The organism is Pseudomonas simiae (assembly GCF_900111895.1).
Lineage (GTDB): Bacteria > Pseudomonadota > Gammaproteobacteria > Pseudomonadales > Pseudomonadaceae > Aquipseudomonas > Aquipseudomonas simiae.
Window position 1 is genome coordinate 17045 of the sequence record NZ_FOKB01000005.1, and the last position, 18247, is coordinate 35291.

Below are 18247 nucleotides of genomic sequence, written 5' to 3' on the forward strand. Positions count from 1 at the left end.
CGCGGTGTCACTGATACACCGCAGCGTCTGCATCGCGGGCCAGACCGGCTCCCACAGGGATCGGTTGCCACATTTGAATGCGTTCCAAGGCCGGGCCTCAGTTTTGTGCAAGACCGCGCTCTATGGCGCAGTTCTTAATAACGTCTTATTGCTCCCTGAACTTGCGCATCGCCTCCTGCTTGCTCACCACATCGCCATATTTGCTGTCGATATCGAACAGGTTGGCTTCATGGGGCGCGGGGTGTCGATCGCCGACGCATTCGCGCACGACGATGGTGCGAAACCCGTGTTGCACCGCATCCACCGCCGTGGCGCGGATGCAGCCGCTGGTGGAACAGCCTGCCAGCACCACGGTGTCGATGCCCTGTGCATGCAGCATCGGCGCCAGGCTGCTGCCGAAAAACGCACTGGCGTACTGTTTGGTAATGACGACTTCCTCGTCCAGTGGCAACACCTCGGCACAGAACGCGGCGAGTGGGTTGCCTTCGACCATGTCTTTCATCACCGGGGCTTTTTTCACCCAGATCCCGCCATCGACGAAATGGCCGGGATGGTAGCGGATATTGGTGTGCACCACTGCAATCCCGTGCAGGCGCGCGGTGGCCAGCAGTTCCACGCTTTCGGCCACGGCCGTGACTACACCCGGCGCGAACAGCGGCGCGCCTTCGGTGGTGTAGCCCTGCATGAAGTCGATCATCAGCAGCGCGGCTTTCTTGCCAAAGCCGATGCGGTTGCCCCACACGCCCTGGTAGTTGGCGTCGGCGGATTGTTCGCTCATTGTTTCACTCCCCTCAGTAGGCGCCGGAGAGCAGGGCGCCGGCACCGGGAACGATGGGTTCCAGGTCCAGGGCCTTGAGCATCGCGTAGGTGGTGGCAATGGCGGCGGTGAGTACCGGTTTGCCGGTTTGCGCCTCGACCTTGGCCACCACCGGCAGCGACTGCATCTGCACGCAGGCGGACAGCACAATCACATCGACGCCTTCCAGGTTCATCCCGGCGACGATGGCCGGCAGGTTGGCCGGGTCGTGGCGGGCCACTTCGAGGTTGTCGGGAATCTCCAGGGCGCGCCAATCCACCACCTCGAAGCCTTCTTCGCGGATGTAGTTCACCACCAACTCGGTCAGTGGTTTCATGTACGGCGCGACAATCGCGATACGCTTGGCGCCCATCACTTTCAGGCCTTCGATCAAGGCGCCGGCGCTGGTGATGACCGGGGCGTTGGCGTCGTTGTCGGCCGTGGCTTTGCGCAGGCGTTGTTCGGAGTTGCGGTGATAGCCCAGGCCCATGGCCATGATCGCTACCAGGCAGGCGTAGCCCAGCACATCGACCTTGGCGTCGGACAGCTCGACGGCACAGCGGTCGGACTCGCCGTCCATGGCCGCCAGTTCTTCCTTGCGTACTTGCTTCATGCGCATGCGGCTGGAGTGAAAGGTGAAGCGCTCGGGACGGATCGCCTGGCGCGCGGTGAGCATCGCCGGGATCTCGGTTTCCATGGTGGTGTTGGAACTCGGCACGATCTGGCCGATGCGGTAAGGCTTCTGCATGGTGCTCTCCATTGTTATTGTTCGAGGAAATCGCCGAGGGCGAGAAAGAAACCGTCGAGGTCATCCCACGGAATCATGTGTCCTGCGTTCGGCACGCGGGCGACCTGGATGCCGGGTTGCAGGTCCTGGATCTCGGCAATGTCTTCATCGAGGATCACGCCGCCGCGGCCGGCCACCATCAACAGAGCTGGGGCCTTGAGGTGGGGCAGGTCGTGGTGGAAGTCCACCGCGTGGAAGTCATTGAAGGCTCGCACGATGGCGGGTTCGTAGCAGGTGTGCAGCCATTCGGCGCGCAGTTGCAGTTGTGCCGGTGTCCACGTGGCGCAGAAGGCGCGCATCGCCTCCGCGTCCATGCCGACCAGGGATTGGCGGATGGAGTCGACGTACCACGGCAGCTTGCTCGGGTATTCGCGTCGGCCCGGACCGGAGACCGGAGGGTCAATCAACACCACACGCTTCACCCCTTCAGGGTGTTTCACGGCACTGCGCACGGCAAAGCGTGCCCCCATGGAGTGGCCCATCAGGTGGTAGCTGTCCAGGTTCAGCGCATCGGCGAAGGCACCAATGTCCTCGGCGCAGGTGTCCGCGCTGTAATCCAACTCGGGACCGGTCGAGGACAGGCCGCGACCGCGCACATCCAGCACGTAGGTGTCGAACTGCGCCCCCAGGCGCTCGGCGACAAAACCCCAGGTGATTGCCGGGCTGGTAATGCCGGGGATCAGGATCAGCGCCGTGCCCTTGCCGCCATAACGCAGGTAGTGCTGGCGAATACCGTTGGCCTGCACGTTGGCGCCGTAGAGAAAGGTACTCACGCGGCCACCCCCGATTTCAGTTCCTGGGCGTACAGGTCATAGCCATAGACCCAGGCCGGATCTTCCTGGGTGCGCAGCCAGGTATTGGCGTTGGACACGGCCTGCACGCGCGACGCGCGCTCCTTGCGGTTGGCCTCGTAGAGTTCAAAGGCTGTGCGGTAGTCGCTGATGCCGGTTTCCTGCAGGCAACGGGTGAGCATGGCGGCGTCTTCAATGGCCATGCCGGCGCCCTGGGCCATGTGCGGCTTCATCGGGTGGCAGGCATCGCCGAGCAACACCAGGCGGCCACGGCTCCACAGTGGCAACGGATTGCGATTGCGCAACGGCCACTTGGTCACGCTTTCGGTGGATTCGATCAGGGCTTGGACGGTGGGGTGGTAGCCCTGGAAGGCGTCGAACATCTCTTCGCGGCTGCTGTCGACGAACGCGCCCTGAAAGTCCCATTCGGCATGGGGCACACCGGTCACGTAGTAGTACTCGTCGCGCTTGCCGGTGGTGTAGTAGACCATCATGTGGCGGTCTTCGGTCCACCACTTGATGCAGTCTTCGAACTTCAGGTCGTATTTGGCGAGCTGGTCGCCACGGATCAGCGCACGGTGCGCGACCCAGCCGCTGTACAGCGGCTTTTCCACGCCCAGCAGTACTTCGCGGATCTTGGAGTTGATGCCGTCGGCGCCGATCACGATGTCCGCGTAAGTCACCTGACCGTCGGCGAAGGTCAGGCGTACCTGGGTGTCGGTTTCCTCAAGGCTTTCCAAGCGTTTGTTGAAGTGCAGGGTGCCGGGCTTGAGGGTGGACATCTGCAGCGCATGCAGGTCGCCACGGTGCACGGTGATGTAGGACGCCCCGTAGCCGGTGAGGGGGATGCGTGACAGGTAGTCGCCGCTTTCTCCGCAGCGGCTGAACCAGTGCTCGGGGTGCGAGCCCATCAGGTCAAGCTGCTTTTCGATGCCCATGCGGCGGAAGATTTTCATGATGTTGGGGCCCATGTGGATCCCCGCGCCCAACCGGGAAAACTCCGGCGCTTGCTCATAGACATCAACGTCGAAGCCGGCTTGCTGTAGCAGGGTGGCAGCGGCGGCGCCGCCCAGGCCCGCGCCGACGATGGCGATTTTCTGAGTGCTTCCCATGGGGCGTGTTCCTCTCTCTTTTTGATTTTCGGCGGCGTCTGTTCGCAAGGTTTTTAAAGTGTATACGCTCATTTTTTAAAATGGGAAGCCCGCCTTCGCAAATTTATTTTTTGGCCATAATTGTCCTGTGTAACGTTATTGTGTCTGTAAATACTGGGTATGTTTCGATAGGTAACGTTTTTGCGCGCCGCTTGCAGTCTGACTGTAATTCGGGTCTTATCGTTATTAAATGGCGTATACGCTATAAAAAATGCACTAGAGTGAGGCGTGCTGCCTGAACTTGGTGCAGGCCCACAGGAGACAGGAAAATGCCGGTAAGCGATTGCGAACTGACCCAGATGTTTGAGCACGTGTTGAAGTTGTCCAAGGTCGACCCGACCCAGAGCGTCGCCGTGCTCAAGAGCCATTACTCGGACCCCCGCACCGTGCGAGCCGCGATGGACGCCGCGCAGCGCTTGGGAGCCAAGGTGTATGCGGTGGAGTTGCCGTCGTTCAACCACCCCAGGGCGATGGGCAACGACATGACCGCCTACTGCGGCGACACCGCGCTCACCGGCAATATCGCCGCCCAGCGTGCCCTGGAGGCCGCCGACTTGATCGTCGACACCATGATGCTGCTGCACTCGCCGGAGCAGGAACAGATTCTCAAGACCGGCACGCGCATTCTGCTGGCGGTGGAACCGCCGGAAGTACTGGCGCGCATGCTGCCCACCGAAGCGGACAAAGTGCGCGTGCTGGCGGCCGAGCAGTTGCTGAAAAAGGCGCGTTCGATTCACGTAAAGTCCCGCGCTGGCAGCGACTTCCGCGCCGCCTTGGGGCAATACCCGTCAGTGACGGAATACGGTTTTGCCGACGAGCCTGGACGCTGGGATCATTGGCCGAGTGGCTTCCTGTTCTCCTGGCCCAACGAAGAAACCGCCGAGGGCGTGCTGGTGCTGGACATCGGCGACATTTTGCTGCCGTTCAAGACCTACACCCGCGAGAAGATCACCCTGGAGATCGAGAAGGGCTTCATTACCAAGATCCACGGTGGTTTCGAGGCCGAATACCTGCGTGATTACATGAAGTACTTCAACGATCCCGAGGTGTACGGCATTTCCCATATCGGCTGGGGCCTGCAACCACGGGCACAGTGGACGGCCATGGGCTTGCATGACAAGAACGACGGCATGTGCATGGATGCGCGGGCGTTCTATGGCAATTTCCTGTTCTCTACCGGGCCGAACACCGAGGTGGGCGGGACGCGCAAGACGCCGTGCCATATGGATATTCCGCTGCGTCATTGCGATGTGTACCTGGATGATGAAGCGGTGGTGATTGCAGGGGATGTGGTTGCCCCCGTGGAATCCCTGGCTCGCTGAACATCCATGTGGGAGCTGGCTTGCCTGCGAGGGCGCTCGCAGGCAAGCCAGCTCCCACATTTTGATAGGGTTTCTTCAGCGATTGCCTTGAGTCCGTTCAGCAAGCCCGCCATCATGCTTCCCCATCGCCAGCCACTCACCGAGCCCCGCCGTGCCTGATTCCTACGTCTTTTCTGAACAAGTTGGCCACCTGCTGCGCAAGGCCTACCAGCGCCACCTGGCGATCTTTCAGCAGAATGTCGGCGACTCGCAGCTCACCGCCGTGCAGTTCGTCACCTTGTGTGCACTGCGCGATCACGGTGCAAGCTCCCTGACGGAACTGGTCAAGGCCACTGCCGTGGATCAGGCGACCATTCGCGGTATCGTCGAGCGCCTCAAGGCCAAGGAATTGATTAGCCTGGAACCCGACCCGCAGGATAAACGCAAAGTGGTGGTCGACCTGTCCCCGGCAGGCGCCGAACTGGTCGCCCAGACCGCGCCGCGCGCCGCGCAGATCAGCGAATTGACCATGAGCAATCTCAACCCGGCCGAAAGGGTCGCGGTGCTGTTCCTGTTGCGCAAGATGATCGACGACCCGCAGGACTGACATGCCACACCCCCGCAGAAGGGGGTGAAACAGGAATATGGCACCGAATTTGCTCTGAGTTGATGTAGTAGCCACTTCATCAGTCAAGTGTGTCGTGAGACCTCAGGTCCGCGACGCTTTTTTTTGACTATTTCATGTAGTGCCTACTTCACCAACTGTTACGGGCGAAGCGAATGATCAGCCAGCACATCACGGTAACGCTTGAAGTCAACGGGCGAAAAAGCGACGTCAGCGCCATGGCGGACACACCGCTGTTGCTGGTGCTGCGCAATGACCTGGAACTCAATGGCCCCAAATACGGCTGCGGCCTGGGGGAGTGCGGTGCCTGCACCGTGATCATCGATGGGGTGGCGGCCCGTTCCTGCGTGTTTCCGCTGTCGGGGGCCGTAGGCCGCGAGATTGTCACCCTTGAAGGCCTGGGCACGCGCGACGCGCCGCACCCGGTACAACAAGCCTTTATCGATGAGCAGGCCGCGCAATGTGGCTACTGCCTCAACGGCATGATCATGACCACCAAGGCCTTGCTCGACCGCAACCCCAACCCCAGCGAAGCGCAGGTGCGCAACGAGCTGTCGGGCAACCTCTGCCGTTGCGGCACCCATATCGAAATCCTGCGCGCGGTGTTGCGTGCGGCCCGCCTGATGACTGTGGATTGATGACCATGACCGACACTTCCCTTTCCCGTGACCAGTGGCTGGCCAAGACCGGCGTTTTGTTGATCATCGACGATGTCCTGCCGCCTTCGGGGCCGGTGGCCAAGGGCGGCACGCCTACGGTGAAGCCCAAGGAGCTGGGGCTGTTTATTGCGGTGAACGATGATGGTTTGGTGTACGCGTTCAATGGTCATGTGGACCTGGGCACCGGTATCCGCACTTCGCTGGCACAGATCGTCGCCGAAGAGCTGGACCTGACGATGGAGCAGGTAAAGATGGTGCTCGGCGATACCGAGCGCGTGCCCAACCAGGGGGCAACCATTGCCAGTGCGACCCTGCAGATATCAGCGGTGCCCTTGCGTAATGCGGCAGCCGAAGCGCGGCGTTTCCTGTTGGCGCGGGCGGCGGGGCGCCTGGGTGTCAGCACTGCCAGCCTCAAGGTCGACGCCGGCGTCATCCACGCTGCAGACGGGCGTACCACGACGTATGCTGAACTGGTCAGCGGTCAGCATGACCAATTGCGCATCAGCGGTGATGCGCCGCTGAAACCCATCGAGGACTATCGCCTGGTGGGCAAGGGCGCTGCTCGGGTGGATATCCCCGGCAAAGCCACTGGCGAGCTGACTTACGTGCACGATATGCGCGTGCCGGGCATGCTCCATGGCCGGGTCATTCGTCCACCGTACGCAGGGCTCGATTGCGGCGACTTTGTCGGCAACAGCCTGTTGAGTGTGGATGAATCGTCTATAGCCCATATCCCCGGCATCGTCGCGGTGGTGGTGATCCGGGATTTTGTCGGCGTGGTTGCACTGCGTGAAGAGCAGGCCGTCAAGGCCGCCAGTGAATTGCAGGTGCACTGGAAACCCTGGAACCACGGGTTACCGGACATGACGGATGTCGAACAGGCTATCCGCGACAATCCCCGCGTACGCCGCACCGTGCTGGATCAGGGCAATGTCGACGAAGCCCTGGCGGGCGCGAGCCAACGCATGCCGCGCAGTTATCTCTGGCCGTACCAGATGCACGGGTCGATCGGCCCCTCCTGCGGTGTGGCGGATTACTCGCCAGCCGGCAGCCGGGTGTGGTCGGGCAGCCAGAACCCGCACCTGTTACGGGCCGACTTGGCGTGGTTGTTGGCGTGTGATGAAGCGCTGATCGATGTGATTCGCATGGAGGCCGCCGGTTGTTACGGGCGCAATTGCGCCGACGATGTGTGTGCCGATGCCTTGCTGCTCTCCCGTGCCGTCGGCAAACCAGTGCGCGTGCAATTGACCCGCGAACAGGAACACCTGTGGGAGCCCAAGGGCACTGCACAATTGATGGATGTCGACGGTGGCCTCAACGCCGACGGCAGCATCGCCGCCTACGACTTTGAGACCAGCTATCCGTCCAATGGCGCACCGACTTTGGCATTGCTGCTGACGGGACGTGTGGAACCGGTGGCGGCGATGTTCGAAATGGGCGACCGCACCTCGATTCCGCCCTATGACATCGACACTATGCGCGTGACCATCAACGACATGGCGCCCATCGTGCGCGCCTCATGGATGCGTGGCGTATCGGCCTTGCCCAACACCTTTGCCCACGAGTCCTATATCGATGAACTGGCCTTCGCCGCTGGCGTCGATCCGGTGGAATACCGCCTGCGCTACCTCAAGGACGAGCGCGCCATAGACCTGGTGAAATCCACCGCCGAACGTGCCAACTGGACGCCGCGCACCGCACCGATGCAAACCGCCAGCGACGACCATCTGCTGCGTGGCCGTGGCTTTGCCTACGCGCGTTACATTCACAGCAAGTTCCCCGGTTTCGGCGCGGCCTGGGCGGCGTGGGTGGCGGATGTGGCGATCGACAAGCAGACCGGCGATGTGTCGGTGACCCGCGTCGTGATCGGGCATGACTCGGGAATGATGATCAACCCAGACGGGGTGCAGCATCAGATCCACGGCAATGTGATCCAGTCCACCAGCCGTGTGTTGAAGGAGCGGGTGACGTTTGAAGAGTCGACGGTGGCGAGTAAGGAGTGGGGCGGTTATCCGATCCTGACGTTCCCCGAAGTGCCAAAGATCGACGTGATGATGATGCCGCGCCAGGACCAGCCGCCCATGGGCGCCGGTGAGTCGGCCTCGGTACCCAGTGCGGCGGCGATTGCCAACGCGATCTATGACGCCACCGGCATCCGTTTTCGCGAGCTGCCGATCACCCCGGAACGCGTGCTGGCAGCATTGAATGCGGGCACCCTGGGCGAGCCAGCCAAGTCGCCTGAGAAACGCCGGAAGTGGTGGTTCGGCGCACTGTTTGCCACCTTGGGCGCGGTGCTGGCGACGGCCTGGCCGTTCCACGCTGAAATTCCACCGATAGCGCCACCCAGCGCCGGCACCTGGTCCAAGGCGACCCTGGAGCGCGGGCGGTTGCTGGCGGCGGTGGGCGATTGCGCGGTGTGCCATACGGCGCCTGGTGGCGCGACCAATGCCGGTGGGCTGGCGATGCAGACGCCGTTCGGCACGCTGTACAGCAGCAATATCACCCCGGATGTGAAGACCGGGATCGGCGCCTGGTCATACCCGGCGTTCGAGCGAGCGATGCGTGACGGCATTGGTCGAGACGGGCGCAACCTGTACCCGGCGTTTCCCTATACGGCGTTTCGCAATATCAATGAGGCGGACATGCAGGCGCTGTATGCCTACCTGATGTCCCAGGTGCCAGTGAGCCAGGCGCCGACGCCGAATGCCATGCGCTTTCCGTTCAATATCCGGCCGTTGATGGCAGGTTGGAATGCCCTGAACCTGCGGCGTGGCGAGATCTCGCCGCAGCCTGAGCGCAGCGAACAATGGAACCGCGGCAACTATCTGGTCAACGGCCTGGGCCACTGCGCCGCCTGCCATTCGCCGCGTAACCTGACGGGAGCGGAGAAGGGCGGCAAGTCGTTCCTCGCCGGTGGTACGGTTGATGGCTGGGAGGCTCCGGCCCTCAACGGCTTGTCCAAGGCGTCGACGCCGTGGACCGAGGACCAACTGTTTACCTATCTGAGCACCGGGTATTCCGATGCCCATGGCGTGGCAGCGGGCCCGATGGGGCCGGTGGTGAGTGAGTTGTCGAAACTGCCCAAGGCGGATATCCGTGCGATGGCGGTGTACCTGGCGTCGCTCAAGGGTGATGCGGCGGCCGAAGCCCCGTTGGTTGCGGCGGCCAATGTGCCGAATCCCGATGGCCGTCGGGTGTTCGAAGGTGCATGCAAGGCCTGCCATGCGGATGGCCTGGGACCGAAACTGTTTGGGGTGAGCCCGTCGTTGGCCACCAACACCAACGTGCACAGCGACCAGCCGGATAATTTGATCAAGGTGATTCTGCAAGGCATCAGCAAACCGGCGACCCAGGATCTGGGTTACATGCCGGGGTTCAAGGACAGTTTGTCCAATAGCCAGGTGGCGGATCTGGCGGCGTATCTGCGCGCGCAATTTGCGCCGAATGCGCCGCAGTGGAAGGGGCTGGAACAGAAGGTTGCCCACCTGCGCGCCAATCCCGGTACGCACTGATCGTTCAAGGCCTATGAGGAGCAGATGGGGGCGCTGGCTTGCTACAGCGGAATCGGTGTTACACCCCGCACCACCAAATCACTGATAAACCCCAGCCAATCCTGCTGCTGCGCCTTTTCCGCCAGGTCTTCGCCCAGGAACGAACTCAGCGTGTGGCGGTTGGAGTTATAGAAGTAGCACAGCGAGGCGATCATCAAATACACGTGCTTGAGGTCCACATCCCGGCGAAACACGCCTTGGGCCTGACCCGCCTCGATGATCGGCCGCAGCACGCCTACCGCTTCACCCGACAGCCGCCGCATCTCGCCGGACTGCCGGGCATGCTTGCCCTGGTGCAGGTTCTCGATACTGAGGATCGCCACGAATTCCGGGTGCTTGACGTAGTAATTCCAGATAAATGCCACCAGGTCACGCAACGCCTGCTCCGGTGCGTCGAGGTTCAGCTTGAGCTTGCTTTCAGCGTGGTTGAACTGCTCGTAGGTGTGCTCCAGCACACAGACGAACAGGTGTTCCTTGCTGCCGAAGTAGTAATAGAGCATGCGGTCGTTGGAGTCGGCTTCCTTGGAGATGCTGTCGACCCGCCCGCCGGAATAACCGTCGCGGGTGAACACCTTGACCGCCGCCTGGAGAATACGCGCGCGGGTCTGGTCAGCCTGTTGGGCGCGGATACCGGTTTTCTTGATCGCCATATCAAAGCGCCTTGCACGACAGTCAGGGCGCGAAATATAGCATGGGGTTTTTCGCGTCCGTTCTATGACCGACAAGTTCTGTAATAAAAACGCCATTGCGCTGGGGATTAAATCCGCGGCGGGCTATTTTGGTGCGTCTCAATAACTAGAGTAGCCATGGATGAAATACCAACCCTTCAGCCGTACCTTGATTGCCACCGCTCTGGTGTTGACGGTCAGTGGTGTGCAAGCCGCGTCCCAGGCCCCGGTGGGCGGTGAAAATGGCATGGTGGTGACGGCCCAGCATTTGGCAACTCATGTGGGCGTGGATGTGCTCAAGGCCGGCGGCAACGCGGTCGATGCGGCGGTGGCCGTGGGCTACGCGCTGGCCGTGGTGTACCCGGCGGCGGGTAACCTGGGCGGCGGCGGCTTCATGACCGTGCAACTGGCGGACGGGCGCAAGACCTTCCTTGACTTCCGCGAAAAAGCCCCGCTGGCAGCCACCGCCAATATGTACCTGGACAAAGATGGCAATGTCATCGAAGGCCTCAGCGCCAAGGGCCATTTGGCCGTGGGCGTGCCCGGCACCGTCTCGGGCATGGAGCTGGCCCTGAGCAAATACGGCACTCTCAAGCGCGCCCAAGTCATCGCCCCGGCGATCAAACTGGCGGAAAACGGCTTCGAGCTGGAGCAGGGTGATATCGACCTGCTGCACACCGCAACCGGCGAGTTCGAGAAAGACCAGGACATGCGCGGGATCTTCCTGCACAACGGCCAGCCGATGCAGGTCGGCCAGAAACTGGTGCAGAAAGACCTGGCCAAGACCCTCAAGGAAATCTCGGCCAAGGGCAGCGACGGTTTCTATAAAGGGTGGGTCGCCAAGGCATTGGTGGATTCCAGCCAGGCCGGCAAGGGCATCATCACCCAGGCGGACCTCGACAAGTACAAGACCCGCGAACTGGCGCCTATCGAGTGCGACTACCGTGGCTACCATGTGGTCTCGGCGCCGCCTCCAAGCTCTGGCGGCGTGGTGATCTGCCAGATCATGAACATTCTCGAAGGCTACCCGATGGCTGACCTTGGCTATCACTCGGCCCAGGGCCTGCACTACCAGATCGAAGCCATGCGCCATGCCTACGTGGATCGCAACAGCTACCTTGGCGACCCGGATTTCGTGAAGAACCCGATCGAGCACCTGCTGGACAAAAACTACGCGGCGAAACTGCGCGACGCCATCGAACCGCAAAAAGCCGGTGACTCCCAGGCGATCAAGCCGGGCGTGTCGCCCCATGAAGGCAACAACACCACCCACTATTCCATCGTCGACAAGTGGGGCAACGCGGTGTCGGTCACCTATACCCTCAACGACTGGTTCGGTGCGGGCGTGATGGCGAGCAAGACCGGGGTGATCCTCAACGATGAAATGGACGACTTCACCGTCAAGGTCGGCGTGCCGAACATGTACGGCCTGGTCCAGGGTGAAGCCAACGCCATCGCTCCAGGCAAGGCACCGCTGTCGTCGATGAGCCCGACCATCGTGACCAAGGACGGCAAGGCGGTGATGGTGGTCGGTACGCCTGGCGGTAGCCGCATCATTACCGCGACTTTGCTGACGATCCTGAATGTCATCGACTACAAGATGAACATCCAGGAGGCCGTGGACGCGCCGCGTTTCCACCAGCAATGGATGCCGGAAACCACCAACCTTGAAACCTTCGCGGTGAGCCCGGACACCCAGAAGATCCTCGAAAGCTGGGGCCACACGTTTGCCGGTCCGCAGGATGCCAACCACTTGGCGGCGATTTTGGTCGGTGCGCCGTCCCTGGGAGGCAAGCCGGTGGGTAACAACCGTTTCTACGGCGCAAATGACCCGCGTCGCAACACGGGCCTGTCGCTGGGCTACTAAACGCTGCTCATCGCTGTAGGGGCGTGCTCGCGAAACCTCACAAGCTCGCCCCTACAGCACTTTATCGACTGCGGCGAATGCCGCTTTCCGACGCGCTTCCCAGTCCCCTCGGATCACCACAACCGTCTCCTGATGCTGCTGCATCCACGCCAGGCTTTCCTGGAAAAATGCCTGGCGGTCCGCCAGTGCCGGCTGGCAGCGTTGGCCGTCGGCGGTCCATTCCACATCTTCCGGTGACAACAACAGGTGCAGGTCGTAGTGGCGGGCCAGCAGTTCGCTGTCGAGCCAGGCCGGGTAGGCGCCGAACAGGGTCTGGCTCCAGAGCTTGTTGGTCAGCAGATGTGTATCGAGGATCAACAGTTCAGGCTGCTTGGCGCGGGCGTCGTCTTCCCAGGCCATCTGGCCACGGGCGATGGCCGGGATGTCCGCCAGGATAGTGTCGCGTTGATGGTGATCGATGAAATAACGCACGTATTCACCCACCATCAACCCGCCGAAATGCGCCTGCAACTCCGCCGCCAGCCAGCTTTTACCGCTGGATTCGGGGCCCGCCAGTACCACCACTTTCATGCGTGCAACGCCGGGTCGGCGCGCCATTCGCGCCAGCCTTGCACGGCGATCACGGTGAACAGCGCGTAGAGCGCGGCGGTGAGGTACAGGCCTTTGTAGAGGAATAGCCCGACGAAGATGACATCCACGGCGATCCACAGTGGCCAGCACTGCACGCGTTTCTGCGCCATCCACATCTGCGCTACCAGGCTGAAGCCGGTAAGGGCGGCGTCGAGCCAGGGCTGGGCAGCATCCGTCCATTGGGCCATGGCGGCACCGAGCAACAGGCTACCGACTGCGCCCACCGCCAGGCTGGCCATGATCGCCGGGACACCGAGGCTGGTGACCTGACGTCCTTGCTTGACCTCGCCGGCACGGGTCCACTGCCACCAGCCGTAGACTTGCAACGCGGCGTAAACCACTTGCAGCAGCATGTCGGAATAGAGTTTCACGTCGAAGAACACCCAGGTGTACAGCAACACCATCACCAGGCCGATGGGCCAGCACCAGGGGTTTTGCTTGACGGTCAGCCACACAGCGATCACCCCGAGGGCGGCGGCGAACAGTTCAAGCCCGGACATGGTGGTTCCTTGGGAGAATGGGAGAGGGCAGTGATTGTAACGAAAGAAGATTGGCGTAGGAATTAACTGATGGGGTGAGCGGGGCTAGCCCGCTCCCCCCCGGATCAGACCTTGAATTGACGCAGCAGGCCGTCGAGTTGTTCGCTCAGACCACGCAAATGCGCACTCGCCACACTCGACTGCTCCGCCGCCAATGCCGTGCTGTGGGACAAACCGGCCGCCTCGGTGACGTTCTGGTTGATGTCCTCCACCACATGCGCTTGTTGCAGGGTGGCGCTGGCAATCGAGGCGTTGAGGCCGTTGAGGTTGCGCAGTGACTCGCCGATGGCGGTCAGGCTGGCGCCGGCCTGGCCGGCTTGTTCGATGGTCAGCTGTGAGGCGCTGTGGCTGTCGCTGATCACCTTGACCGCCGCTTCCGAGTGGCCTTGCAAGCGCTCGATCATGCCCTGGATCTCGGCGGTGGATTTTTGCGTGCGCTGGGCCAGCAGTCGCACTTCATCGGCCACCACGGCGAAGCCACGCCCTTGCTCGCCAGCGCGTGCTGCTTCAATGGCCGCGTTAAGGGCCAGCAGGTTGGTCTGGTCGGCAATCGAGCGGATTACTTCGAGCACGCTGCCGATCTGGGTGCTTTCTGCCGATAGGGTGCGAATCACTTCCACCGCCTGACTGATGGTGCCGGAGAGCTGATCGATCTGCTGCAGGCTGCTGTCGATATTCACCTGCCCTTGTTGGGCCTGGGCCTGTGCGTCGCGCATTTCGCTGGCGGCGTGTTCGGCATTCTTGGCCACATCCTGCACGCCGTAGGTGACTTCGTTGATGGCGGTGGCCACCAGTTCCATCTGCTGGGACTGTTGCTGGCTACGGTCATGGGCCTGGGTCGCGTTGCTGCCCAGCTCCTGCGAGGATTGGCCCAAGGCGTTGGCGCACACCTGCAACTGGCCGACTACCTGGCGCAGCTTGGCGGTGAAACTGTTGAAGTGCCGGGACAGTTGGGTGACTTCGTCCTGCCCATGGGTGTCGAGGCTGCGGGTCAGGTCGCTTTCGCCGCTGGCGATGTTGCCCATGGCGTTCACTGCAGCTTGCAACGGCCGCACAATACTGCGGGCGATCAGTGAGACCAGCAGCGCCATCACCAGCGCGATAGCCAGGCCGATGAACGAGGCTTTCCAGACTTGGCTGCTGAACTCGGCCTGCACATCGTCTACGTACACGCCGGAGCCGATGATCCAGCCCCACGGTTCGAACAGTTGGATATACGAGGTCTTGGCCACCGGCGCTTCGGCGCCCGGTTTCGGCCAGCGATAGTTGACGATGCCGGCGCCCTTGGCCTTGGCCAGGATCACGAACTCGTTGAACACGGCAAACCCATCGGGGTCGCGGATGGCCGAGAGGTTCTGGCCGTCAAGCTTGGGGTTGGCGGGGTGCATGATCATCACGGGAGTGAGGTCATTGATCCAGAAATAGTCATCATGGTCGTAGCGCAAGCCACGCACCGCGCTCAACGCTTGCTTCTGGGCGGCTTCACGGGTCATCACGCCGGTGGTTTCGAGACCGTGATAAAACGTCAGGATCCCGCTGGCGGTCTGGACCACGTGTTGAGTCTGCTGGCGCTTGGCCTGGTACAGGTCGTCGTGGATCTGCTTGAGCATCAGCATACCCAGGGCCAACAGCATCAGCACGGCGACTATCAGGATCAGCCACAGGCGTCGGCTGATCGACATATTGCGCAAACTGTTCATGGTCCTGTCACTCCGTGCTTTTTATAATTGTGGGGCTGCATCGACTTTTCCGCCTTGTCTGATAGGCTTTCGGCCTGCATTCGGAAAACCTGAGTACTGTCTGATATTTCACAAGATTTTTGCAGCTCGGGGTTGAAACTCAACACCGCGTCTTGTCGTCAGTGAACCATTAAAAAGATCAACAAGGCTTGCCATAGAGCAAGACCTTTGGGGGAAGCATGGATTTTTGGACCGCCATACAGGCATTGATTCTTGGCATTGTGGAGGGGCTTACCGAGTTCCTGCCGATTTCCAGCACCGGCCACCAGATCATCGTCGCCGACGTGCTCGACTTTACCGGCGACCGTTTCAATGCGTTCAACATCATCATCCAACTGGGCGCGATCCTGGCAGTGGTGTGGGAGTTCCGTGGCAAGATTTTCGAAGTGGTCAGTGGCCTGCCGACCCAGCGCAAGGCCCAGCGGTTTACCGTCAACCTGCTGATCGCCTTCCTGCCGGCAGTGGTGCTGGGGGTGATTTTCGCCGACCTGATTCACCACTACCTGTTCAACCCGATCACCGTGGCGACGGCGCTGGTGGTGGGCGGCATCATCATGCTGTGGGCCGAGCGCCGCGAGCATGAAGTGCATGCCGAAACCGTGGATGACATCACCTGGAAAGACGCACTCAAGGTCGGTCTGGCCCAGTGCCTGGCGATGATCCCAGGGACTTCCCGCTCCGGCTCGACCATCATTGGCGGCTTGCTGTTTGGCCTGTCGCGCAAGACCGCTACCGAGTTTTCGTTCTTCCTGGCGATGCCGACCATGGTGGGTGCCGCTGTGTATTCGGGCTACAAGTACCGCGACCTGTTCCAGCCTGCGGACTTGCCGGTGTTTGCCATCGGCTTTGTGACCTCGTTCATCTTCGCGATGATTGCGGTGAAGGGCCTGCTCAAGTTCATCGCCAGCCACAGCTATGCCGTGTTTGCCTGGTACCGCATTGCATTCGGCCTACTGATCCTGGCGACCTGGCAGTTCGGCTGGATCGACTGGGCGGCCGCGAAGGCATGATGATCCAGCATCCACGCCTGAAGGCGGCGATCTTCCTGCTGCTGTGCGCAGCGCCGTTACTGGGTTCAATCTTGGTATGGCAGCGCGGCGAGACCGTGATCCCGCTGGCGGCCTATGGCGTTGTCAGCGTGATCGCGTTCTTCCTCTACTGGAGTGACAAGCGTAAGGCCCGTACCGACAGTTGGCGCACCCCGGAAAACATCCTGCACGCCGTGGAACTGGCGGGCGGCTGGCCGGGGGCGTTGATTGCCCAGCAAGTGTTCCGCCACAAGACGCGCAAGGTGTCTTACCAGGTGCTGTTCTGGGTGATCGTGCTGCTGCATCAAGTGTTCTGGCTGGACCAGATGTTTCTGGGGGGGACACTGGTTTCAGTGCTTTAGGCCCGGATATCCGCACTGGGCCAAGGATGGCCCATTGCGTCGGCCCACGGATTCAAGCCGGAGTGAGGGCTCACCGAGCCTAGGCGAGGTGCCGAGTGGTGGGGCGAAGACCTTTTGCTTGCTTTTGGGGCTTTCCGAAAGTGAGCCGCCGTAAGGGCGGAACCCTAAGTAGCCGTTACCGCAGGAATGGATATGTACTCATTCCAACTCAAGCGCATGGTCGGCTTGGAGTCCGCAATCGCAGGCAAGCCAGCTCCCACCTATTGATCGATTTACATCGGATAGGTCTCGGGCGACTATCAGGCCGTCACGGGAGCAAGCTCTCTCGCCACAGGCCGGCGCAACACCGAAAATTGATGTAGATACCTAGGGGGCAACAGCACGTCAATCACCCAGCAACAGCCCGATCTGCGTGCGCTTGGGTAACTTGCTGACCACCAACTGGTGGGAGCGCTGGAGCAAGCCACGCAGTTCATCAGCGCCCAGCGGGTAGGGCGTGTTCATGATGATCCACTGCGCGCGCGCCAGGTAGGGCGCCGGGTGGATGCCTGGGCGGTCCACATGGCCGAGGAACAGTTCCTTATCGACCTTGAACGCCAGCGATTCACCGCGCAGGTTCTGCAGGGCAAACATCTTGTTGCCGGCAATCGAAAATACGCGCACACCGCCCCATTTATAGTCTTCCCGCGCGCCGGGCAGACTCAGGCAGAAGCTGGCGACTTGTTCTTCGGTCATTTTCATAGCAAGCGGTCTCCACAGCCTTTGAAGCCTTCTTCCAGGTAGTCGATCCAGGCCCGGATCGCCGGCAGCACACCGCGCCGATGCGGGTAAACCGCTTGCAGCCAGCCGCCAGGCAAGGACCACTCCGGCAGCAGTTGCACCAGCCGGCCGTTAGCCAATTCCTCTTCACAGTACATCATCGGCAGTACGGTGAAGCCCAGGCCCATGATGGCGCTGGTTTTGCGCACGATAAAATCGTCGATACCCAGGCGAGCCTCCATCGCCAGGTCGTGGGCGTTGCCCTGAGGGTCGAGAATGCGTTGATGCACCAGGCGATCCGCCTCCAGCGCGCCGAGGATCGGTAACTGTTTGAGATCCTCAAGGGTCGCCACGTGGCGACCGAGCATGAGCGCGGGGCTGGCCACCAGCACGGTCTGGGCCTGGCGCAGGCGCTTGGTGACCAGCAGCGGGTCTTCATCGCCCAGTTCGCGTACGCGCAGGGCGACATCGATGCCCTCGGCGACCAGGTCGACACGGCGGTTGACCAGGGTCATCTCCAGCTGCACCTGGGGATGAGCCGCAAGAAATCCAGCCACCAGTTCTGGCAAGATGTGCTGGGCCATGCCCACCGGGCAACTGACGCGCAGCCGTCCACGGGGCTCGCTGGACATGCTGGCCACCGCCTCATCGGCCATTTCCGCCTCCAGCAGCATCGCCTGGCAATGGCGCAGGTAGCGCTCGCCGACAGCCGTGAGGGTGAGTTGGCGGGTAGTGCGTTGCAGCAGGCGCGCGCCGAGGCGTTCTTCCAACTCGGCGATCCGCCGCGACAGCCGCGACTTGGGAATTCCCAGCAGCCGGCCGGCGGCAGCGAAGCCACCGGCTTCCACGACTTTGGCGAAATAGTAGAGGTCGTTGAGGTCTTGCATGGGTCAACCTATTGTCCTGTCAGTGGGACAAACTATCGCATTTCAGGTGCCTTATCAGCTATTGGTTTCATGCGTAGCATCACCACCATCTGATCGCCCCTGACGAT

Annotated in this window: 17 protein-coding genes; 7 read left to right on the forward strand and 10 right to left on the reverse strand. The window is 61.6% G+C overall.

Translation table 11 applies throughout. From position 1 onward, the window contains the following. Nucleotides 1–145: 145 nt before the first annotated feature. From BMZ57_RS16945 to BMZ57_RS16960, 4 genes are read right to left on the reverse strand one after another with little or no spacing between them, the layout of a single operon-like run. Complete coding sequence (locus tag BMZ57_RS16945; protein WP_010210657.1) at nt 146–778, reverse strand: N-carbamoylsarcosine amidohydrolase; 633 nt, start codon at nt 776–778, stop codon at nt 146–148. A gap of 13 nt (nt 779–791) precedes the next feature. After that, nucleotides 792–1544 carry a maleate cis-trans isomerase family protein gene (locus BMZ57_RS16950; protein WP_010210656.1) on the reverse strand — a complete coding sequence of 251 codons (753 nt, stop codon included), beginning with the start codon at nt 1542–1544 and terminating at the stop codon, nt 792–794. A gap of 14 nt (nt 1545–1558) precedes the next feature. Then, entirely contained in the window at nt 1559–2356 is a 798-nt protein-coding gene (locus tag BMZ57_RS16955) for an alpha/beta fold hydrolase (RefSeq protein ID WP_069673096.1), read from the reverse strand. Then, entirely contained in the window at nt 2353–3486 is a 1134-nt protein-coding gene (locus BMZ57_RS16960; protein ID WP_010210651.1) for an FAD-dependent monooxygenase, read from the reverse strand. The genes BMZ57_RS16955 and BMZ57_RS16960 overlap by 4 nt, the downstream gene beginning before the upstream one ends. Nucleotides 3487–3794: 308 nt before the next feature. Here BMZ57_RS16960 and BMZ57_RS16965 point away from each other — a divergent pair, with 308 nt between their 5' ends. From BMZ57_RS16965 to BMZ57_RS16980, 4 genes are all read left to right on the forward strand, one after another. Next, entirely contained in the window at nt 3795–4847 is a 1053-nt protein-coding gene (locus BMZ57_RS16965; RefSeq protein WP_042571190.1) for a 2,5-dihydroxypyridine 5,6-dioxygenase, read from the forward strand. 151 nt (nt 4848–4998) lie between these two features. After that, a complete protein-coding gene (locus tag BMZ57_RS16970; RefSeq protein ID WP_010210647.1) occupies nt 4999–5433 on the forward strand; it encodes a MarR family winged helix-turn-helix transcriptional regulator in 435 nt (144 codons plus the stop codon). 173 nt (nt 5434–5606) lie between these two features. Continuing rightward, nucleotides 5607–6089, forward strand: coding sequence for a (2Fe-2S)-binding protein (locus BMZ57_RS16975; RefSeq protein WP_010210646.1), 483 nt, complete (start codon nt 5607–5609; stop codon nt 6087–6089). Between the two features lie 5 nt (nt 6090–6094). Next, entirely contained in the window at nt 6095–9622 is a 3528-nt protein-coding gene (locus BMZ57_RS16980; protein WP_069673115.1) for a molybdopterin cofactor-binding domain-containing protein, read from the forward strand. Nucleotides 9623–9663: 41 nt separating this feature from the next. Here the strand turns inward: BMZ57_RS16980 and BMZ57_RS16985 are convergent, their stop codons facing one another. Further along, complete coding sequence (locus BMZ57_RS16985) at nt 9664–10311, reverse strand: TetR/AcrR family transcriptional regulator (RefSeq protein ID WP_042571188.1); 648 nt, start codon at nt 10309–10311, stop codon at nt 9664–9666. A 160-nt stretch (nt 10312–10471) separates the two neighbouring features. On the opposite strand from BMZ57_RS16985, the gene ggt reads away from it, so the two are divergent. Then, nucleotides 10472–12196 (forward strand): gamma-glutamyltransferase, encoded by a 1725-nt coding sequence (gene ggt, locus BMZ57_RS16990; protein ID WP_010210643.1) that lies wholly within the window; start codon nt 10472–10474, stop codon nt 12194–12196. A 51-nt stretch (nt 12197–12247) separates the two neighbouring features. Here the strand turns inward: ggt and BMZ57_RS16995 are convergent, their stop codons facing one another. From BMZ57_RS16995 to BMZ57_RS17005, 3 genes are all read right to left on the reverse strand, one after another. After that, nucleotides 12248–12766: an AAA family ATPase gene (locus tag BMZ57_RS16995; protein ID WP_010210642.1), complete on the reverse strand. Its 519-nt coding sequence runs from the start codon at nt 12764–12766 to the stop codon at nt 12248–12250. After that, the gene (gene pnuC / locus BMZ57_RS17000) at nt 12763–13326 is read right to left on the reverse strand and encodes a nicotinamide riboside transporter PnuC (RefSeq protein ID WP_069673095.1); all 564 of its coding nucleotides are present in this window, start codon (nt 13324–13326) and stop codon (nt 12763–12765) included. The genes BMZ57_RS16995 and pnuC overlap by 4 nt, the downstream gene beginning before the upstream one ends. A 104-nt stretch (nt 13327–13430) precedes the next feature. Continuing rightward, nucleotides 13431–15065: a methyl-accepting chemotaxis protein gene (locus BMZ57_RS17005; protein ID WP_021491978.1), complete on the reverse strand. Its 1635-nt coding sequence runs from the start codon at nt 15063–15065 to the stop codon at nt 13431–13433. A gap of 218 nt (nt 15066–15283) precedes the next feature. Here BMZ57_RS17005 and BMZ57_RS17010 point away from each other — a divergent pair, with 218 nt between their 5' ends. Together BMZ57_RS17010 and BMZ57_RS17015 are read left to right on the forward strand one after the other, a co-directional pair. Then, complete coding sequence (locus tag BMZ57_RS17010; RefSeq protein ID WP_069673094.1) at nt 15284–16114, forward strand: undecaprenyl-diphosphate phosphatase; 831 nt, start codon at nt 15284–15286, stop codon at nt 16112–16114. Further along, nucleotides 16111–16494 (forward strand): DUF1294 domain-containing protein, encoded by a 384-nt coding sequence (locus BMZ57_RS17015; RefSeq protein WP_010210632.1) that lies wholly within the window; start codon nt 16111–16113, stop codon nt 16492–16494. Before BMZ57_RS17010 ends, BMZ57_RS17015 begins: the two co-directional genes overlap by 4 nt. Before the next feature lie 384 nt (nt 16495–16878). On the opposite strand, the gene BMZ57_RS17020 is transcribed toward BMZ57_RS17015, so the two are convergent. Together BMZ57_RS17020 and BMZ57_RS17025 are read right to left on the reverse strand one after the other, a co-directional pair. Continuing rightward, complete coding sequence (locus BMZ57_RS17020; protein WP_021491979.1) at nt 16879–17235, reverse strand: MmcQ/YjbR family DNA-binding protein; 357 nt, start codon at nt 17233–17235, stop codon at nt 16879–16881. Then, a complete protein-coding gene (locus BMZ57_RS17025; protein ID WP_010210630.1) occupies nt 17232–18140 on the reverse strand; it encodes a LysR substrate-binding domain-containing protein in 909 nt (302 codons plus the stop codon). The genes BMZ57_RS17020 and BMZ57_RS17025 overlap by 4 nt, the downstream gene beginning before the upstream one ends. Nucleotides 18141–18247 lie beyond the last annotated feature (107 nt).